13 protein-coding genes and 1 riboswitch are annotated in these 15,464 nt (G+C 62.4%); of the genes, 6 read left to right on the plus strand and 7 right to left on the minus strand.

The window, feature by feature from the left end:
• Positions 1-93: 93 nt before the first annotated feature.
• The 4 genes from AC1Q80_RS08525 to AC1Q80_RS08540 all read left to right on the plus strand — a co-directional run bounded on the left by AC1Q80_RS08525 (position 94) and on the right by AC1Q80_RS08540 (position 5,382).
• A complete protein-coding gene (locus AC1Q80_RS08525; RefSeq protein WP_173420111.1) occupies positions 94-2,406 on the plus strand; it encodes an NADP-dependent malic enzyme in 2,313 nt (770 codons plus the stop codon).
• A 168-nt stretch (positions 2,407-2,574) separates the two neighbouring features.
• Positions 2,575-3,312 (plus strand): helix-turn-helix transcriptional regulator, encoded by a 738-nt coding sequence (locus AC1Q80_RS08530; protein WP_173420112.1) that lies wholly within the window; start codon positions 2,575-2,577, stop codon positions 3,310-3,312.
• 156 nt (positions 3,313-3,468) lie between these two features.
• Entirely contained in the window at positions 3,469-4,113 is a 645-nt protein-coding gene (locus AC1Q80_RS08535; protein WP_173420113.1) for an acyl-homoserine-lactone synthase, read from the plus strand.
• A gap of 189 nt (positions 4,114-4,302) precedes the next feature.
• A complete protein-coding gene (locus AC1Q80_RS08540) occupies positions 4,303-5,382 on the plus strand; it encodes a DUF2865 domain-containing protein (protein WP_492360139.1) in 1,080 nt (359 codons plus the stop codon).
• Here AC1Q80_RS08540 and bluB read toward each other — a convergent pair.
• The 3 genes from bluB to AC1Q80_RS08555 form a co-directional block, all read right to left on the minus strand.
• Positions 5,291-6,082, minus strand: a complete 792-nt coding sequence (bluB, locus tag AC1Q80_RS08545) for a 5,6-dimethylbenzimidazole synthase (protein ID WP_492360140.1) — start codon at positions 6,080-6,082, stop codon at positions 5,291-5,293. The genes AC1Q80_RS08540 and bluB overlap by 92 nt on opposite strands.
• Positions 6,083-6,127: 45 nt before the next feature.
• Positions 6,128-6,335, minus strand: a riboswitch (cobalamin riboswitch).
• 112 nt (positions 6,336-6,447) lie between these two features.
• A complete protein-coding gene (locus AC1Q80_RS08550) occupies positions 6,448-7,269 on the minus strand; it encodes an SDR family oxidoreductase (RefSeq protein ID WP_173420116.1) in 822 nt (273 codons plus the stop codon).
• Positions 7,270-7,358: 89 nt separating this feature from the next.
• Entirely contained in the window at positions 7,359-8,552 is a 1,194-nt protein-coding gene (locus AC1Q80_RS08555) for a phytanoyl-CoA dioxygenase family protein (RefSeq protein ID WP_492360141.1), read from the minus strand.
• A gap of 100 nt (positions 8,553-8,652) precedes the next feature.
• Between AC1Q80_RS08555 and AC1Q80_RS08560 the strand changes: the two genes are divergently transcribed.
• Positions 8,653-9,678: a LacI family DNA-binding transcriptional regulator gene (locus AC1Q80_RS08560; protein WP_492360142.1), complete on the plus strand. Its 1,026-nt coding sequence runs from the start codon at positions 8,653-8,655 to the stop codon at positions 9,676-9,678.
• A 49-nt stretch (positions 9,679-9,727) separates the two neighbouring features.
• Here the strand turns inward: AC1Q80_RS08560 and AC1Q80_RS08565 are convergent, their stop codons facing one another.
• Both AC1Q80_RS08565 and AC1Q80_RS08570 read right to left on the minus strand, forming a co-directional pair.
• Positions 9,728-10,693 (minus strand): quinone oxidoreductase family protein, encoded by a 966-nt coding sequence (locus AC1Q80_RS08565; RefSeq protein WP_492360143.1) that lies wholly within the window; start codon positions 10,691-10,693, stop codon positions 9,728-9,730.
• Positions 10,694-10,705: 12 nt separating this feature from the next.
• Positions 10,706-11,194 (minus strand): 2,4'-dihydroxyacetophenone dioxygenase family protein, encoded by a 489-nt coding sequence (locus AC1Q80_RS08570; protein WP_492360144.1) that lies wholly within the window; start codon positions 11,192-11,194, stop codon positions 10,706-10,708.
• Between the two features lie 111 nt (positions 11,195-11,305).
• On the opposite strand from AC1Q80_RS08570, the gene AC1Q80_RS08575 reads away from it, so the two are divergent.
• The gene (locus AC1Q80_RS08575; RefSeq protein ID WP_492360145.1) at positions 11,306-11,977 is read left to right on the plus strand and encodes a helix-turn-helix domain-containing protein; all 672 of its coding nucleotides are present in this window, start codon (positions 11,306-11,308) and stop codon (positions 11,975-11,977) included.
• Between the two features lie 4 nt (positions 11,978-11,981).
• Here the strand turns inward: AC1Q80_RS08575 and AC1Q80_RS08580 are convergent, their stop codons facing one another.
• Both AC1Q80_RS08580 and AC1Q80_RS08585 read right to left on the minus strand, forming a co-directional pair.
• The gene (locus AC1Q80_RS08580; RefSeq protein WP_492360146.1) at positions 11,982-13,502 is read right to left on the minus strand and encodes a diguanylate cyclase domain-containing protein; all 1,521 of its coding nucleotides are present in this window, start codon (positions 13,500-13,502) and stop codon (positions 11,982-11,984) included.
• Positions 13,503-13,665: 163 nt separating this feature from the next.
• Positions 13,666-15,399, minus strand: coding sequence for an ankyrin repeat domain-containing protein (locus tag AC1Q80_RS08585; protein ID WP_492360147.1), 1,734 nt, complete (start codon positions 15,397-15,399; stop codon positions 13,666-13,668).
• Between the last annotated feature and the right edge of the window lie 65 nt (positions 15,400-15,464).

Below are 15,464 nucleotides of genomic sequence, written 5' to 3' on the forward strand. Positions count from 1 at the left end.
TTCGTCGCACCGGCGCAAAAGAACCGCGCAAAAACTGTACGCGGTTCGCAATTCGTGCCACAAGGCCACGTCCAAAAAAGAGGAATGCAGACTATGAGCACGGGCGACAAAAACAAATCCCACACCGGTCCGGCCAGCGGCGATATCGACCAGCAGGCTCTTTTCTTCCATCGTTACCCGCGCCCGGGGAAGCTCGAAATCCAGCCCACCAAGCCGCTCGGCAACCAGCGCGACCTCGCGCTCGCCTATTCGCCCGGCGTGGCTGCGCCCTGCATCGCCATCCGCGACAACCCGGAAACGGCAGCCGACTACACGGCGCGCGCCAATCTTGTGGCGGTTATCTCCAACGGCACGGCCGTTCTCGGCCTCGGCAACATCGGTCCGCTTGCCTCCAAGCCCGTGATGGAAGGCAAGGCCGTCCTGTTCAAGAAATTCGCCGGCATCGACGTCTTCGACATCGAGATCGATGCCGCAAGCATCGAGCGCATGGTCGACGTCATCTCGGCGCTGGAGCCGACCTTCGGCGGCATCAACCTCGAAGACATCAAGGCACCGGAATGCTTCGAGGTCGAGCGCCAGCTGCGTGAAAAAATGCAGATTCCCGTCTTCCATGACGACCAGCATGGCACCGCCATCATCGTTGCGGCCGCGATCCTCAACGGCCTCGAGCTGGCCGGCAAGGACATCGCCAAGGCCAAGATCGTCACCTCGGGTGCCGGTGCTGCAGCGCTTGCCTGTCTCAACCTGCTCGTCACGCTGGGCGCCAAGATCGAAAACATCTGGGTGCACGACCTCGAAGGCCTTGTCTACAAGGGCCGCGAAGTTCTGATGGACCAATGGAAATCGGTCTACGCCCAGGAAAGCGACAACCGGGTGCTTGCAGACAGCATCGGTGGCGCCGACGTCTTCCTCGGCCTGTCGGCGGCCGGCGTGCTGAAGCCGGAACTGCTGGTACAGATGGCGGAAAAGCCGCTGATCATGGCACTGGCCAACCCGACGCCCGAGATCATGCCGGAAGCCGCCCGTGCGGCACGCCCGGACGCCATGATCTGCACCGGCCGTTCGGACTTCCCCAACCAGGTCAACAACGTGCTCTGCTTCCCGCACATCTTCCGCGGTGCGCTCGACTGCGGCGCAAGCACGATCAACGAAGAAATGAAAATGGCGGCCGTCCGCGCCATCGCCGGCCTTGCCCGCGAGGAGCCATCGGATGTCGCTGCCCGCGCCTACTCCGGCGAGACGCCGGTCTTCGGCCCTGACTACCTGATCCCCTCGCCCTTCGACCAGCGCCTGATCCTGAGGATCGCGCCGGCCGTCGCCAAGGCTGCTGAAGAGAGCGGTGTCGCCACTCGTCCGATCCAGGATTACGACGCCTATCTCGACAAGCTCAACCGCTTCGTCTTCCGCTCCGGCTTCATCATGAAGCCGGTCTTTGCCGCCGCCAAGAACGCGCAGAAGAACCGCGTGATCTTTGCCGAAGGCGAAGACGAGCGCGTGCTGCGCGCAGCCCAGGTGCTGCTGGAGGAAGGCACAGCCCGCCCGATCCTGATCGGCCGTCCGCAGATCATCGAGACGCGCCTGCGTCGCTACGGCCTGCGCATTCGTCCTGATGTCGATTTCGAAGTGGTCAACCCCGAAGGCGACCCGCGCTATCGTGACTATGTCGAGGACTATTTCGCCCTTGTCGGCCGCCTCGGCGTCATTCCGGAAGCAGCCCGTACGATCGTGCGCACCAACACCACGGTCATCGGGGCGCTTGCCGTCAAGCGCGGCGAAGCCGACGCACTGATCTGCGGTGTCGAAGGACGCTACAGCAAGCACCTGCGCGACGTCTCGCAGATCATCGGCAAGCGCGAAGGCGTACTCGACTTCTCGGCACTGAGCCTGCTCATCTCACAGCGCGGCGCAACGTTCTTCACAGACACCTATGTCAGCTATTGCCCGAGCGCCGAAGAAATCGCCCAGACGACAGTCATGGCGGCACAGGAAATCCGCCGCTTCGGCATCACGCCGCATGCCGCCCTTGTCTCGCACTCGAACTTCGGCTCACGCGATTCCGAAAGCGCCACCAAGATGCGTCAGGCATTGCAGCTCGTGCGCGAACTTGCGCCCGACCTCGAAGTGGATGGCGAAATGCATGGTGATTCGGCCATCTCCGAGGTTCTGCGCCAGCGCGTCATGCCCAACAGCACGCTTTCGGGCGAAGCCAACCTGCTGGTCTTCCCGAATCTCGATGCCGCCAACATCACGCTCGGCGTCGTCAAGACGATGACGGACAGCCTGCATGTCGGCCCGATCCTGCTCGGCTCGGCACTGCCGGCGCACATCCTGTCGCCGTCCGTGACCTCGCGCGGCGTCGTTAACATGGCAGCACTCGCTGTCGTTGAAGCCAGCCATCCGGGTTGAAACTTTTTGCAGGGCCGTCGTACCCGGCGGCCCTGTGTTTCCGATCCGATCCTGGCAACAACCATTGTTTGTAGGATCGACAATCCACAGCAAATGCGGATGACGGTTCTGGACAAAAGGTGAACCCCCAACCATTGTGGGGTTCAGGGCAAGAATCGGTGTTGTGGCATGACTGAACAACAGGCTGTCCTCGACATGCTGGAAATCCTGGAATGCGGAGGCTGTGTCGAGCCGGCCCATTTTTTTACGTTGATGCGACGTACCTTTCGCATCGCTCATCTCCTTTATCTTGAAGCCGAGCCCTATGCGGACGAGCTCAAGATCTGCCGCCTGCACCACACATTCGGTGCCTACGCGGCGGAGCTTTATCTGACGCGCGGGCTCTATCGCATCGATCCGATCCTCAAGCTGGCGCTCGGCGGCGTCAGACCGGTCGAATGGACGACGGCGCGCCATCGCTTTCCCGAATGCGAGCCGTTGTTCAAGACGGCCGAAGAGATCGGGCTTTCCAGTGAAGGCGTCGCCCTGCCGCTACCCTCGCCGGCCGGCCGCATGGCGTTGCTTGCCATCAACGTCAACATGTCGGCGGCCGAATGGTCGATCTATCGGCGCAATCATCTGCGCGACTTCCAGCTCGCCGCCAACCTGTTTCATGCCGGCATGCTCGAGAATGCGGCCATGACTAGTGGCGCGGCAACGCGCGAGATGCGCCTGACCGGCCGTGAAACCGAGGTTCTCACCTGGTCGGCAGCCGGCAAGAGCTATTGGGAGATTGCCACCATTCTCGGAATTTCCGAGCGCACCGTGCGCTTCTTCATGACCAATGCCCGCCGCAAGCTCAACGTCGTCTCCAACACGCAGGCCGTGGCCCAGGCCGTCCGCCATGCGCTGATCCCCACAGTTTGATCCGGGCTAGAGCCGCTCCCCCCCACGCTCTTCCGGAAACCCATCGAAATTTAGAGTAAAAAATCCGTTACCGGTACTGTCACTAGTGCCAGTTTCTTCTCCGCCGCCGGACTGACAGCATCACGCCATCCCCCAAAGACAAGGATGGAGAGAACGATGATCAGGATCCTCAACGGCAGGACACGCGGACAGCACCCACAGGCCATCGACGAGATGTTCAAGTTGCGCAAGCGCGTCTTTCACGACTTCCTGAAATGGGACGTTCAGACCGATGGGGACTGGGAGATCGACAACTACGACAAGTCGAACCCGCTCTACATCCTGTCCTATTCGCCGGACACCGGAAAGCTGCGCGGATCGCTGAGGCTGCTGCCGACGCTTGGCCCCAACATGCTGGACGATACGTTCCCGATCCTGCTTGGCGACAACCCGGAGATCCGCAGCGCCTCGATCTGGGAATCGAGCCGCTTTTGCATCGATCCGGAAATTTCCCAGGACCGTGCTTCCAATCAGGTCACGGTTGCCGCCGCAGAACTGATGTGCGGCGTCGGCGAACTCGGACTTGCCTCCGGCATCAGCCACATCGTTACGGTCACCGACGTCTTCCTCGAGCGGATGTTCCGTCGCATGGGTTGCCCCGGCGAGCGCATCGGTGAACCGCACCGGATCGGCTCGGTCTTTGCCGTGGCGGTCGCCTGGGAAGTGACGCCGTCGCTGCTGAGCGCCATGAAGGCCGTCGCCGCGATCGAAGGCACCGTGCTTGAGCGGCCGATGTCGCTGGAAACCGCACGCGCAGCCTGACACCGGATTGGAGCCGTCCATTCGTCCGAGAGGACGACACTGTTAACGCATTACGAGGCTTGTCGTTGCACACGCAGTGACAAGCCTTATGATAAGGCTGAAACAGGAAATGCCGACGGCGACCGATCCCGGACAACAAGGGCGGCGCAGCGCGGTTGCAGAAATGGACGTTCGCCCTTGTTCCGGAACATGAAAACCCTTGCCGCGGCGACTTTGCCGCTGCTTCTGGTTCTTGCCGATCAGGCGCTGGCCTCCAGCGTGTGCGACCGCCTGAACACCCGGCTTGCGCAATTGCCCGAAGCCATCACCACCACGGCCGATACGCGCGATTACGCGAGCGCCATTTCGCGACAGAACATTGAATTGCGTCGGGCGCGCAACGATCGCCGCCGCGCCGGCTGCGGCACAGGCAGCGTCGTCGTGTTCAATGGCGGCGACCCGGATATCTGCGCTGATATCAACAGCCTGATCGCCGAGATGGAAGACAATCTCGCTATCCTCAAATCGGAACGCCAGCAGCTGATATCGGGCGATGGCGACGACACGCGTCGGCGCATCCTGGCTGCACTCGAGATCAACGGTTGTTATGGCGACCGCGAGGAATTTGCCAGCGCCGACCCGGACGCGCCGGAAACGCATCGCAATATCCTGCGCGATCTGCCGCCGGAGGAATCCTACGGGCCGTTGTTGCGCGATGGCGACGCAGACGGATACCCTCCGGAAAGCGGCGTCTATTCCGGCACGCTTCGCACCATGTGCGTGCGCACCTGCGACGGCGCCTTCTTCCCCATTTCGTCCGAGGCGAGCCCGGCGGACTTTGCTCGCGACGAGCAGGCCTGTCGCGCCCGCTGCCCGGGTGCCGAAACCGAGCTCTTCTTCCACGAGCTTGCGACCGAAGAGAGCGACCAGATGGTTTCCGCCTCGACTGGACGCCCCTATCGGGAATTGCCGAACGCCTTTGCCTACCGGACGCGAGACGTCGGCAAGCCCGGCATCTGCGGCTGCCAGATCCCGAAGACGGTGGCAACAACGCCCAAGGCAGGCGGCGGCAATTCCAGCGATAGTCAGTCCTCGATCATCGTCATCGAAGGCAATAAGGGGGCAGATGCCCCTTCTGCCAAGGTGACGGTTCCCGCTGAAGAGCGCCCCTACGATCCCGCCAAGAGCAAGGTGCGGGTCATCGGGCCGACGTTCCTGCCCCAGGAGGAAACGTCGATCGACCTTCGCCACCCCAAGGGTCCGGCTTACCAACCGGTTCAGAGCAACTGATCGCGGCGTCAGCCTTCCGGCAGGCTCCCCAACCTTCCTCGAATACCAGTTCCTCCAGCGGCAGGCGCTGGCGCCAGCCTTTTACCGCCAGTTCCGGCTCACGGTAGAGGTGGTCGACGAAGCCCAGGCAAAGCCAGGCGACGATCACGACATGATCGGGTATGCCGAGGATCGCCTTGATCTCGTTCTCATGAAAGATGCTGACCCAGCCGACGCCGACGCCTTCAGCGCGCGCGGCAAGCCAGAGATTCTGGACGGCGCAGACGGTGGAATAGACATCCATGTCAGGATTGTGGGTGCGCCCGAGAACGACCGAGCCGCCGCGTGTGCGATCGCATGTCACGCAGATACTGAGCGGTGCCTTGCGGATACCCTCCAGTTTCAGCGAGCGGTATTTCGCGCGCTGATCACCATCGAACATCAGCGCAGCTTCGTCGTTGGCGCGGGAAAACGCCTGCCAGACCCGCTCGCGGGTTTCCGCCTGGCGCACGACGACGAAATTCCATGGCTGCATGAACCCCACCGATGGCGCCCGGTGCGCTGCATTGAGCAGGCGCATCACCAGATCGTCAGGCAAGGGGTCGGGCAGGAACTGATCCCGCACGTCCCGGCGTGTTTCGATGGCGCGGTAGACGGCTTCGCGCTCGTCAAATGAAAAGGCTTCTGCGGCCGCAAGGCCGCCATTCGCGTCAGTCAGCATCGTTCGATCCCCAACAATGCACAACCTTCCGCCGTCCGCGCGGGTTTCGGTCTATCTTGCCAGGCCGGTCTTCTGACTTCGGATCCCCCGGCCGCTCCGCCTTCCCAGATCCGATGAAGATCCAGTGGCAAGACTTTGAGAAAACTCAAGATCCCTGGGGCAGCCGTCCCCGTCACAGCGTTGGGCACGTTCCGGAGTGACACCGGATTCCCGATTCTCCCGCGTCGCGGGCACCTGACGACGCCATAAGTGCACAGCCCATAGGGAATGACAAGCAACTCGGTGGGTGCCCGCCGGCACCGTGCGAGCCTTTCGGCAGCGGTCGACATCGGAGACCTTTCGACCGCTGCCCTTGCGGCTCACTATCAAAGCGGGGCGACGGGATGTGGCGAGCCGTCATAGCCACCCCAGACCGACTGGTCGAAGCAGATGACCGACCCCGTCATCAGGCCGGATTCGTTCGAGGACAGATAGGCGCAGGCGCGCGCGACTTCCTTGGGATCGACAAGCCGGCCGAAAGGCTGGCTGGCGGCCGCCTTTTCCAGCCAGTCGGCTGCAGCACCGTGAAACTCTCGCTGGATGCGATCTTCCCCCTCTGAGGCCATCCATCCGATATTGAGACCGTTGACACGAATACGGTTGCGCAACAGCGCGTAAGCCGTGTTCTTGGTCAGCGTCTCCAGCGCGCCCTTGGACGAGCAATAGGCAGCGATGAACGGCTGCCCGGCCATGGCCGACATGGAACCGATGTTGACGATCGTGCCCTGAGTGCCCTCCCTTCGCATAACCTTGACAGCCTCCTGGATCAGGAAGAACGGCGCCCGCACATTGATGGCGAACATCCGGTCGAAGAGTTCGGGGCTTGTATCGAGAATGGTGCCGCGATCGGTGATTGCTGCCGCGTTGACCAGCGCATCGACCCGCCCGAAGGTGGCGTCGCAGGCGTTGACAACCTTTCGGGCATCTTCGACCTTTTCGAGATCCGCTTCGACATAAAGCACCTGCGCGCCGCTCGCCTTGCGGATCTCCTCAGCCTTCGCCTCTCCCTTGGCAGTGTTGCGCCCGCAGATGACGATGCCTTCGGCCCCGCGTTCCGCAAACAGGCTGGCGATCGTTGCCCCCAACCCTTGCGTCCCACCGGTGACGATGGCGACCTTGCCGTCAAGACGGCCGTGTTGTTCGGTCATGAAATTCCTCCCAGGAGTGAAAGTGTCATCGAAACAGGAACGGCCCCCGCCGCCGAGCGCCGGGGACCTGTCATGGCGATATCTTCTGTTCAGCTCAGCTTGCGCTGTGCCTGCTCTTCAAGCGCTTTGCGGAAATCCGCCTCGCTCCACCTTCCTGAAAGCGCCTCATGCATCAACTGCGCCTGTGTTTTCGGCGCAAGGCCGCCGAGCGGCGGGTCGCGATCGAGATTGGTCGGGAAGGAATAACCTTCGGCACAGGACGCAATCGCATTGGCGACCTCACCCTTCGAAAGGGCGCCGGATGCGATAAGAGCTGTCAGCGCCGGATAGAGCGCCGCGCTCATCTTCACGCGATCCACGGTCTCCATCGCTCGCCCGAAGGCCGACGAAACCTGCAGCAGATTGGCAACGCGCTTGATATCGGTCGAACGGTTGCTGCCGGCGGCATGGAACAGCGCCGGATTGAAGAAAACGACATCGCCCTTTGCAAGCGGCAACTGCACGTGATGTTCGTCGAAATAGGCGCGGAACTCCGGCCGCTTCAGCGCGAGGTAGCCGGGCACATAGGTCTGGCTATAGGGCAGGAACAGCGTTGGGCCGCTTTCAAGCGGCATGTCGCAATGAGCAACCGCCCCCTGCAGCGTCAGGACAGGTGACAGCCGGTGCACATGAGCCGGATATTGCTCGATGACATCAGAGCTCTGGAAGCCGAGGTGGTAGTCGCGATGCGCCGCCTGCGACGCCCCACCCGGATTGACCCGATTGACCTGCGCCGTCATCTGATAGTTCGGACCAAGCCAGGCTTCGCTGACAAGTGCAATGATGGCATTGGCATAGTAGGCGGCAAAATTTTCAGGGCTCTTCAGGCAGTGCTTTTCGAGCGAGTTCCAGATCCGGTCGTTGGCGCCGGGCTTGGCAAAATGGTCGCCGCCGCCGCTCTTGGTGCGGTGCTGCTCCTCGATGATCGCATCGAAGATGCCGCTGGCGGCATCGATGACGGTTGTGTCGGCGTAGGCGTGCTTGAACACGGCAACACCTGGACCGGTCGCCAGCACTTCGCAGATCTCGGCCAGTGCCGCGCGGCGCCCCTCGGCCGTCGCGCAGGCTGAAACCAGGCTGGCGCTGTCATAGATCAGCACGTTCTTCTCGCAGGCGAGCGCATGCGGATAGTCCGCAAGGTTCGTCTGGCGCTCCACCTCGGCACGAAATTCTTCGATGTCGCAGCCATCTTCGCTCAGCCACACGCGGTCGAGGCGCTGGCGCGCATTGTTGTCGGTCTTCATCCCGTTCCTCCTCAGAAACATTCGATGCCCCGACTATAGGCGCCGTCCAATCATGATATAGAGCAGGAATCCATCAAAAAACCATCAGGAGAGATCGCCGTTGGCTCATCCGTTTCTGGTCAAGGATATTGCTTTTCAGGCCGGGCTCAGCACCGCGACCGTCGATCGCGTCCTGAACGGGCGCCCCGGCGTGCGCCAGCAGACCGAAGCGCGCGTGAAGGCCGCCATTCGCGAGCTGGAAAAGCAGCAATCCGGATTGGAGATCCAGGGCCAGAGGCGGACGATCGACGTGGTGATGGAGGCACCGGAGCGTTTTACCGATGCGGTCAGAGAGGCATTCGAAACCGAAGCGCCGACCTTCATGCCAACGACGTTCCGTTGTCGCTTCCACTTCGCCGAGACGATGCGCCCGCAGGACATCGCCCAGCTTCTCGACCGCATTCGGTTGCGCGGAACCGATGGGGTGGTGTTGAAAGCGCCTGATATGCCTGAAGTCGCGGGCGCCGTCGCCCGCCTGGAACAGGCGGGTATCCCGGTGATTACGCTTGTCACCGACCTGCCGAATTCGGCGCGGACCGCCTATGCCGGCGCAGACAACCGTGCGGCCGGCGAAACGGCGGCCTATCTCATCGGCGAACGCTTCGCTGAACGCTCCGCGACCGTGCTCGTGACAATTTCAAGCAGTCGTTTCCGTGGCGAGGAGGAACGCGAAATCGGCTTTCGCCGCGTGCTGCGTGAACACTATCCGGCAATCCGCATTGTCGAGATCAGCGAAGGCCATGGCAAGGACACCGAGACCGGTGCGCTTGCGGCAAAGGCGCTCGCGGCACACGCCGACATCAATGCGGCCTATTCGATCGGCGGCGGCAACCGCGCTGTGCTCGCGGCGTTCGAGCGCGTCGGTCGCGATTGCACGTTGTTCATCGCCCATGACCTAGATCACGACAACCTTGCGCTGCTGCGCGAACGCCGGATCCATTTCGTCCTGCACCATGACCTGAGACGCGACGCCCGCATGGCCTTCCGCGCCATTCTCGCCGTGAGAAGCGGCAACGGTCAGAAGCCGGCCGGAAACCGGCTGTCAGCCGTGGAGGTGATTACGCCCTACAACGTGCCCGTCGCCTGAGGGGAGCGGCCCGCAATGACAGGCCCCGCGATGAAGCGGGGCCGGTCCGTCATTCGGGTAAAAGCACGATCTTTCCCGAGAACCGCCGGTCCTCGAGCCGCGCATGGGCCGCGGCCCCGTTCGACAGTGCGAAGGTCTCGATGCGCGGCCGCTCGATGACGCCGTCCCTGAGCGACTGGAACAGCCGCCCGGCCCGGCTCAGCCGCTGCTGCCGATCGGTCAGAAAACCCCAGAGATCACCACCGACGACGGTTTTGGAATGCTCCATGAGATAGCGCGGATCAACCAGGGGTGCCGGCCCACCGGCCATGCCGAACGTCACAAGTGTGCCGCGCGAGCGAACCGCCGAAAGGCTGTCGAGCAGGGTTATGCCGACCGAATCGTAGGCGACATTGACGCCGCCGTCACTCAAGGCGCGCACCTTGTCCGGCCAGCCCTCGTCATAGCCGAGCGCATAGGCGGCACCCGCGGCCTTGGCGAGCGCCTGCTTCTCCAGCGTCGAGGCCATGGCAATGATGCTCGCGCCCCGCGCGATGGCAAGCCGGATCAGCAACTGTCCGACACCGCCGCCTGCCGCCTGCACCAGAACGGTATCGCCGGCCCGGACGCTATAGCTGTCCTCGACCAGATACTGCGCCGTCAGCCCCTGCAGCAGAAGGGCGGCAGCGGCCTCAAAGCCGATATCGTCAGGAAGCGGGATGGCCCGCTCCAGCGGCACGGTCACCCGCGTTGCATTGGCAAACGGCACGTCCGCAAACCCGATTCGGTCACCGACAGCGACGCCTTCGACGCCTTCACCGATGGCGATCACCTCGCCGGCCCCTTCGTAGCCGGCGATGTAGGGCGCCTTGCCCGCAAGCGTGTAGTTGCCCTTGCGCCGATAGATGTCGGCGAAGTTGACCCCGATTGCCCGCGTCGCCAGCTGGATGTGGCCAGGTGGCACGGCCGGGTCGGCAACCTCGCGGTAGCTTAGGACCTCCGGCCCACCGAACGTGTCGAATACCAATGCATGCATGGTTGCCTCCCCCTATCGGATCAGTGTGCGGACGAAATCTTCGCCAAGCCCGACCGACTTGCAGTGTGCCGCATATCGGTCGAGCCTGACCAGCACGTCGTCATAACCTTCGGCGTTGCCGTCATCATCGAGATAGACCAGCGGTCCGAACACGTGGAACAGCGCCTTCATGTGGCCGGCCTCCGGATGCACGTAGAGCGTATGGATATCGCCCGCCGGCTCGAAGATGAAGGTGCCGGGCCGTGCGATCCAGTCGCGCTCACGATAACCCCAGGTGCCCTCCAGCGTCCAACCGGTGACCGGATTGGAATGACGATGCCGCTCGATGGTGCCGGTGCCCTTGGCCTTGAAGATGCTGACCCAACTGCCGCCCCGCACATCGAACAGCAACGGCAATGTAAAGGCGCTGTCGCCGAAGGGCAGCCAGCGCCGTTCATCCGCCTCCGCATCGGCGACCAGCAACTCGTCAACTCCGTATCTGCTTTCCTGAATGTTGATCAAAGTCCATCCTCCCGTTAAGTTTCACAAGCGGGATTTATCTACTATAGTGGATTTCGTCAACAGAATTGAGAATCGTCGATTTTGCTCGTATGCATTGCCCGAGGAGACGCCATGCCAAAACTGACCATCACCCGCCGACCTGCCGAACAGAGACTTCGCTCGACCGAAGAGCGACCGGCCGAACTTGGAGCCCGCGTGAAGGAGCTCCGGGTCGCACGGGAATGGACGCTCGACGAAGCGAGCCAGCGCATCGGCCTGTCGCGCTCCGCGCTATCGAAGATCGAGCGCAACGAGATGTCGCCGACCTTCCACGCCATGCAGAAGCTGGCGGCCGGCTTCTCGCTTGATCTCCTGAGCTTTCTCGCCTCCGGCGAGGCAAGCCCGCCCGCCGGCCGGCGCAGCGTCACCCGCAAGGACGATGGCACTCGCCATGAAACGCCGAATTATGGCTTGCGGCTGCTGATGGAAGAGGTGCGCAACACGGCCTTCATGGTGGTCGAAGTGCTGGTCAGGGCACGGGGGCTCGACCAGTTTCCCGATTGGGACCGGCACGATGACGAGGACTTCATGTATGTCCTCGACGGAGAAGTCACCCTCTATACCGAGCACTACGCACCAGCAGTGCTGAAGAGCGGCGACGCTGTCTACTTCGATGCACGCCTCGGCCATGCCTGTATTTCAACCAGCGACGGCGACGCCCGGCTTTTGTGGGTGACCGCTCCACTCGGCGGACGCTTCAACCGCTCGGATGAAGACCATGGCGATGGAAAGCTACCGGCCTGAAAACTCAGCCGGCGTGGCGCCTTGACACCTCTGCGCTCAGCGCAACCTTGTCTTCCGGGGAAAGGTCGTCAGCCGTCTGGACACGGTTGCGCCCGCGTTTCTTGGCGAGATAGAGCGCCTCGTCGGCAGCGGCCAGCAGCGCGCGGGCAGTGCTGCCGTGCTTAGGCGCAAAGGCCAAGCCGACGCTGCTGCCGACGCGCAACATCTGCCCCTCAAGCTCGACCGGCGTCTGTGCATCGATGACAAGGCCCGCAGCCACAGCCGATACGTCCGCATCCTTGCCTGACGAACGATGGATGACCGCAAATTCATCACCGCCCAGGCGGGCAACGGTTCCACGCGCCCCGACCCGCCGGCGGTACCGTTCGGCAATGGCCATCAACACCGCGTCACCCGCCGCGTGCCCATGCCGGTCGTTGACGGCCTTGAACTCGTCCAGATCGGCAAGGATCAGCGCGAATGGGCGGTTTTTCGCGTCGAGGAGCGCGGCGGCCAGCGCATCGTCGAAGCCGCTGCGATTGAGAAGCCCGGTGAGCCGGTCATGTTTTGCCATGTAGAGGTTTCGCGCCTCGCTCTGCTGCAAGGCGGCAAAGACACTGGAGAACCTGAGGGCTACAAAGGCCATCAAAAGCATTGCCAGGATCGCGATGGCGATCACGCTCGGCAGGATCTCCGCCCGCACGAAGCCGCCGGGCGATTTGGGCGTCCAGGCAACGACCAGGCAGGAGGCGTCCAAGCACCGGCCGACGGACACGTGCACGCTATCGGCCGGAAGTTGAGACAGCGGGACGAAGGCAAGGCCAGACACCCCAAGCTTTGCTTCGATCTCCCGCAGCGACTGCGCCGTCAGCGGGCGAACAGAAACCATGAACACCGGTTTGCGGCGATCGGCGGCAAGCTGCAGCGTTTCCGGGATCACCGCCTGGACGACCGCGATGCTCATCTGCCCTTGAACCTCACGCATATCCACGGCGTGGATGCCGGGTACGATCGGCGTTACCGATTGCCGGTTCGGCTGGGGGATATCGAGCGTATAGGTGCCGCCATTGTTTCTCAGCGCATTGTCATAGCGGCGACGTGCCTCGTCGAGCAGATCATCGACATCGCGAAGCGGGCCTTCGGCCGCCTGCGCGGGGATGGCCAGACCGTCCTTCAATGCTGTCGAAACATGTCCATCGGCATCACTGAAGATCAGCCAGGAGAAACCGTAGTCCTCCCAGAGCCACCCGGACAATTGTTCGGCCACGAAGGCGTCACTCAGCCGTCCGGTCGCAAGTTCGTCGTAAGTGCCGTCCCAGAAAGAGACCTGCGCCTGGAATTGCACGGCTGCTTCCATCTGGTGGCGCAACTCGTTTGTCACCAGTCTGCGCTCTGCAGAACGGCCGAAACGGTCCGCCTCGACGACGGAACGATTGAGAACGAAGATGAGGCTGGCGATTGTCAGGATCGCAACCAAGGTACAGGCAGCATGAATTGCCCAGACCGCCCTGTTCCGCTTCGGTTGCCGAAACTCTTCCTCGATCACGCCAACGCCCCCTCACCGGACCAGCCGTCAATGGCGAAGGGTGGCACCGATCAGACGCCACCCTAAAGATCAAAGCAGAAATTTAGTTTAAGCAAGCTGGTATTGAAAGCCTTAAAGACTTCAACCGCCTAGTATAATCCAACAATCAGTAGTCGCACGACCACTAGTTGGGCGAAGAAGATCTACGCAACAGCGAGACGATTTCCTCGTCTCCTTCGTCGCGGGCGAGATCCCGGATCGACCGCGTGCCGCTGCCATCACGCCGATTGGCATCGGCACCTTTTTCGATGAGCAGCTTGACCACGGAGGACCTTCTGTTGACGACGGCGATTGCAAGCGGTGTCATCCAGTCGCTTTGCGGGTTTGGCCGCCCGCGCCCGCGGAATTGGCCGAAGGGTATGTCGAGCAGTTCCGGTTTTTCATCGACGATCGCCATCACCCGTTCGCTCTTGCCGAAGGCGGCGGCTGCAAACAGGTCGAGCGACTGACTCTCGAGGAAACGAACCATGTCGCCCTTGCCGTTATACTCGGCCCAGCCGATCGGCGGTGCGTGATGATAGGGGTCGCGCGCCATGGCGTTGGCGCCATGCTCGAGCAGCAGCTTTGCCATCTCGATATGTCCATGCAACGCCGCCTCGTGCAGCGGCGTTCGCGACGTCATGCGGTTGACGTCGAAGCCGAGCGACAGCATCAGCGCCGCCTGGACTTCACGGTTTTCGCCCGCAGCCTCATGCAGGATCGCGGGATGTGCCGACTGCGTGCGCGAAACGAGCGTTGCATCCCCAGCCACCAGCGCCTTCGCCTGTTCGCCCTTGCCCTCGGCAATCGCTCTCGCCAGGCGATCGACATCGGTAAGTTCCGCTACCGTGGCGCCATGAGCAACCAGATGTTCTGCAAGGGACGCATCGCCGCCAAGCTCCGCCCATTGGTAGGGTGTGCGTCCCTTTACGGTTCGGTTGACGTCCGCACCATGCTCGACGAGCAATCGAACGCGATCGGCGATTCGTTTTTCCAGCGCCCAGGCGAGCTGGTAGTCGAAAACACTCTGGCTGTTTTCGATCAGTTCTCCATCCTCGCGCACCAGCCAGTTGTTCCTGTCCTTGGCGCTCAACCCGTGGCGCAGCAACAGCTCGAGGCAGGTATTGTCGGGCTCGAACATGCGGTTGTAGAGCGCCTGACTGTCGTTGGCCCTGGCGCCGGCCTTGAGCAGCAGCTCGGCAAAGGCGGTGCAATCGGGGTGTTCCGGTTGCCGCTCCTTGCCCGCTTCGCCTTGGCCGAAGACGCCTGTCAGCGCGGTGAAACGATACTGTCCATCATCCAACCAGAAGGCATTGGCATCGGCACCGCGCGCAACAAGCCGCTCACCGGCTGCAAGCGAAGACCTGCCGGGAACGCGGGCATAGGCGGCATAGAGCAGAGGCTCCCAGTCGTAGGGGCCTGCACGCTTGCCGGCGAGCTTCGGATCCTGATCGAGCCACCGGTCGATAGCGTCGCCATCGCCGAGCGCGGCGGCAACGTGAATACTTTCGCCTGCAATTTCAGGATGCTCTTCGAGCAGAGCTTTCGCCTGGGCATACCGCTCAGGATCGGCGGCTATGTCGCCGAAGTAAGACACAGTCGCGAGCGCCAGGAAGCGGTTGGCAAGCTGCTCGGTGGCAGGCTTGCCCTGCTGAGAGCGCTCGAGGTGCGTTTTCAATCGGGTCCAGCTGGAAAAGCCGAACTCCCGAGCGAGGACCAGTTGGGCATCCTGCAGACCAATCGTGGCCGGTTCGGTGAAATAGGGCAGCGTCCGCTGGCGTGCCGCGGCATCGCCAGCCTTCAGGGCTTTCAGAAAAGCCTTGGCCTGCTTGCGGATGGATTCGAGGGTAGCATTCGCGGGAAGATCGCGCGTGATCATGAAAGACCTCCTTTCATTCACGTCCGGTATCCGCGCCCACAGACTGAAAAGAGGTGTGGCAACCA

The organism is Ensifer sp. GW823-FHT05D09 (assembly GCF_058795755.1).

Bases quoted from the DNA above. Each gene is read 5' to 3' on its own strand.
- AC1Q80_RS08530 (WP_173420112.1), top strand. From the start codon at position 2,575: ATGACTGAACAACAGGCTGTCCTCGACATGCTGGAAATCCTGGAATGC.
- AC1Q80_RS08525 (WP_173420111.1), top strand. From the start codon at position 94: ATGAGCACGGGCGACAAAAACAAATCCCACACCGGTCCGGCCAGCGGC.
- AC1Q80_RS08535 (WP_173420113.1), top strand. From the start codon at position 3,469: ATGATCAGGATCCTCAACGGCAGGACACGCGGACAGCACCCACAGGCC.
- AC1Q80_RS08540 (WP_492360139.1), top strand. From the start codon at position 4,303: ATGAAAACCCTTGCCGCGGCGACTTTGCCGCTGCTTCTGGTTCTTGCC.
- AC1Q80_RS08555 (WP_492360141.1), bottom strand. From the start codon at position 8,552: ATGAAGACCGACAACAATGCGCGCCAGCGCCTCGACCGCGTGTGGCTG.
- AC1Q80_RS08575 (WP_492360145.1), top strand. From the start codon at position 11,306: ATGCCAAAACTGACCATCACCCGCCGACCTGCCGAACAGAGACTTCGC.
- AC1Q80_RS08585 (WP_492360147.1), bottom strand. From the start codon at position 15,399: ATGATCACGCGCGATCTTCCCGCGAATGCTACCCTCGAATCCATCCGC.
- AC1Q80_RS08550 (WP_173420116.1), bottom strand. From the start codon at position 7,269: ATGACCGAACAACACGGCCGTCTTGACGGCAAGGTCGCCATCGTCACC.
- bluB (WP_492360140.1), bottom strand. From the start codon at position 6,082: ATGCTGACTGACGCGAATGGCGGCCTTGCGGCCGCAGAAGCCTTTTCA.
- AC1Q80_RS08565 (WP_492360143.1), bottom strand. From the start codon at position 10,693: ATGCATGCATTGGTATTCGACACGTTCGGTGGGCCGGAGGTCCTAAGC.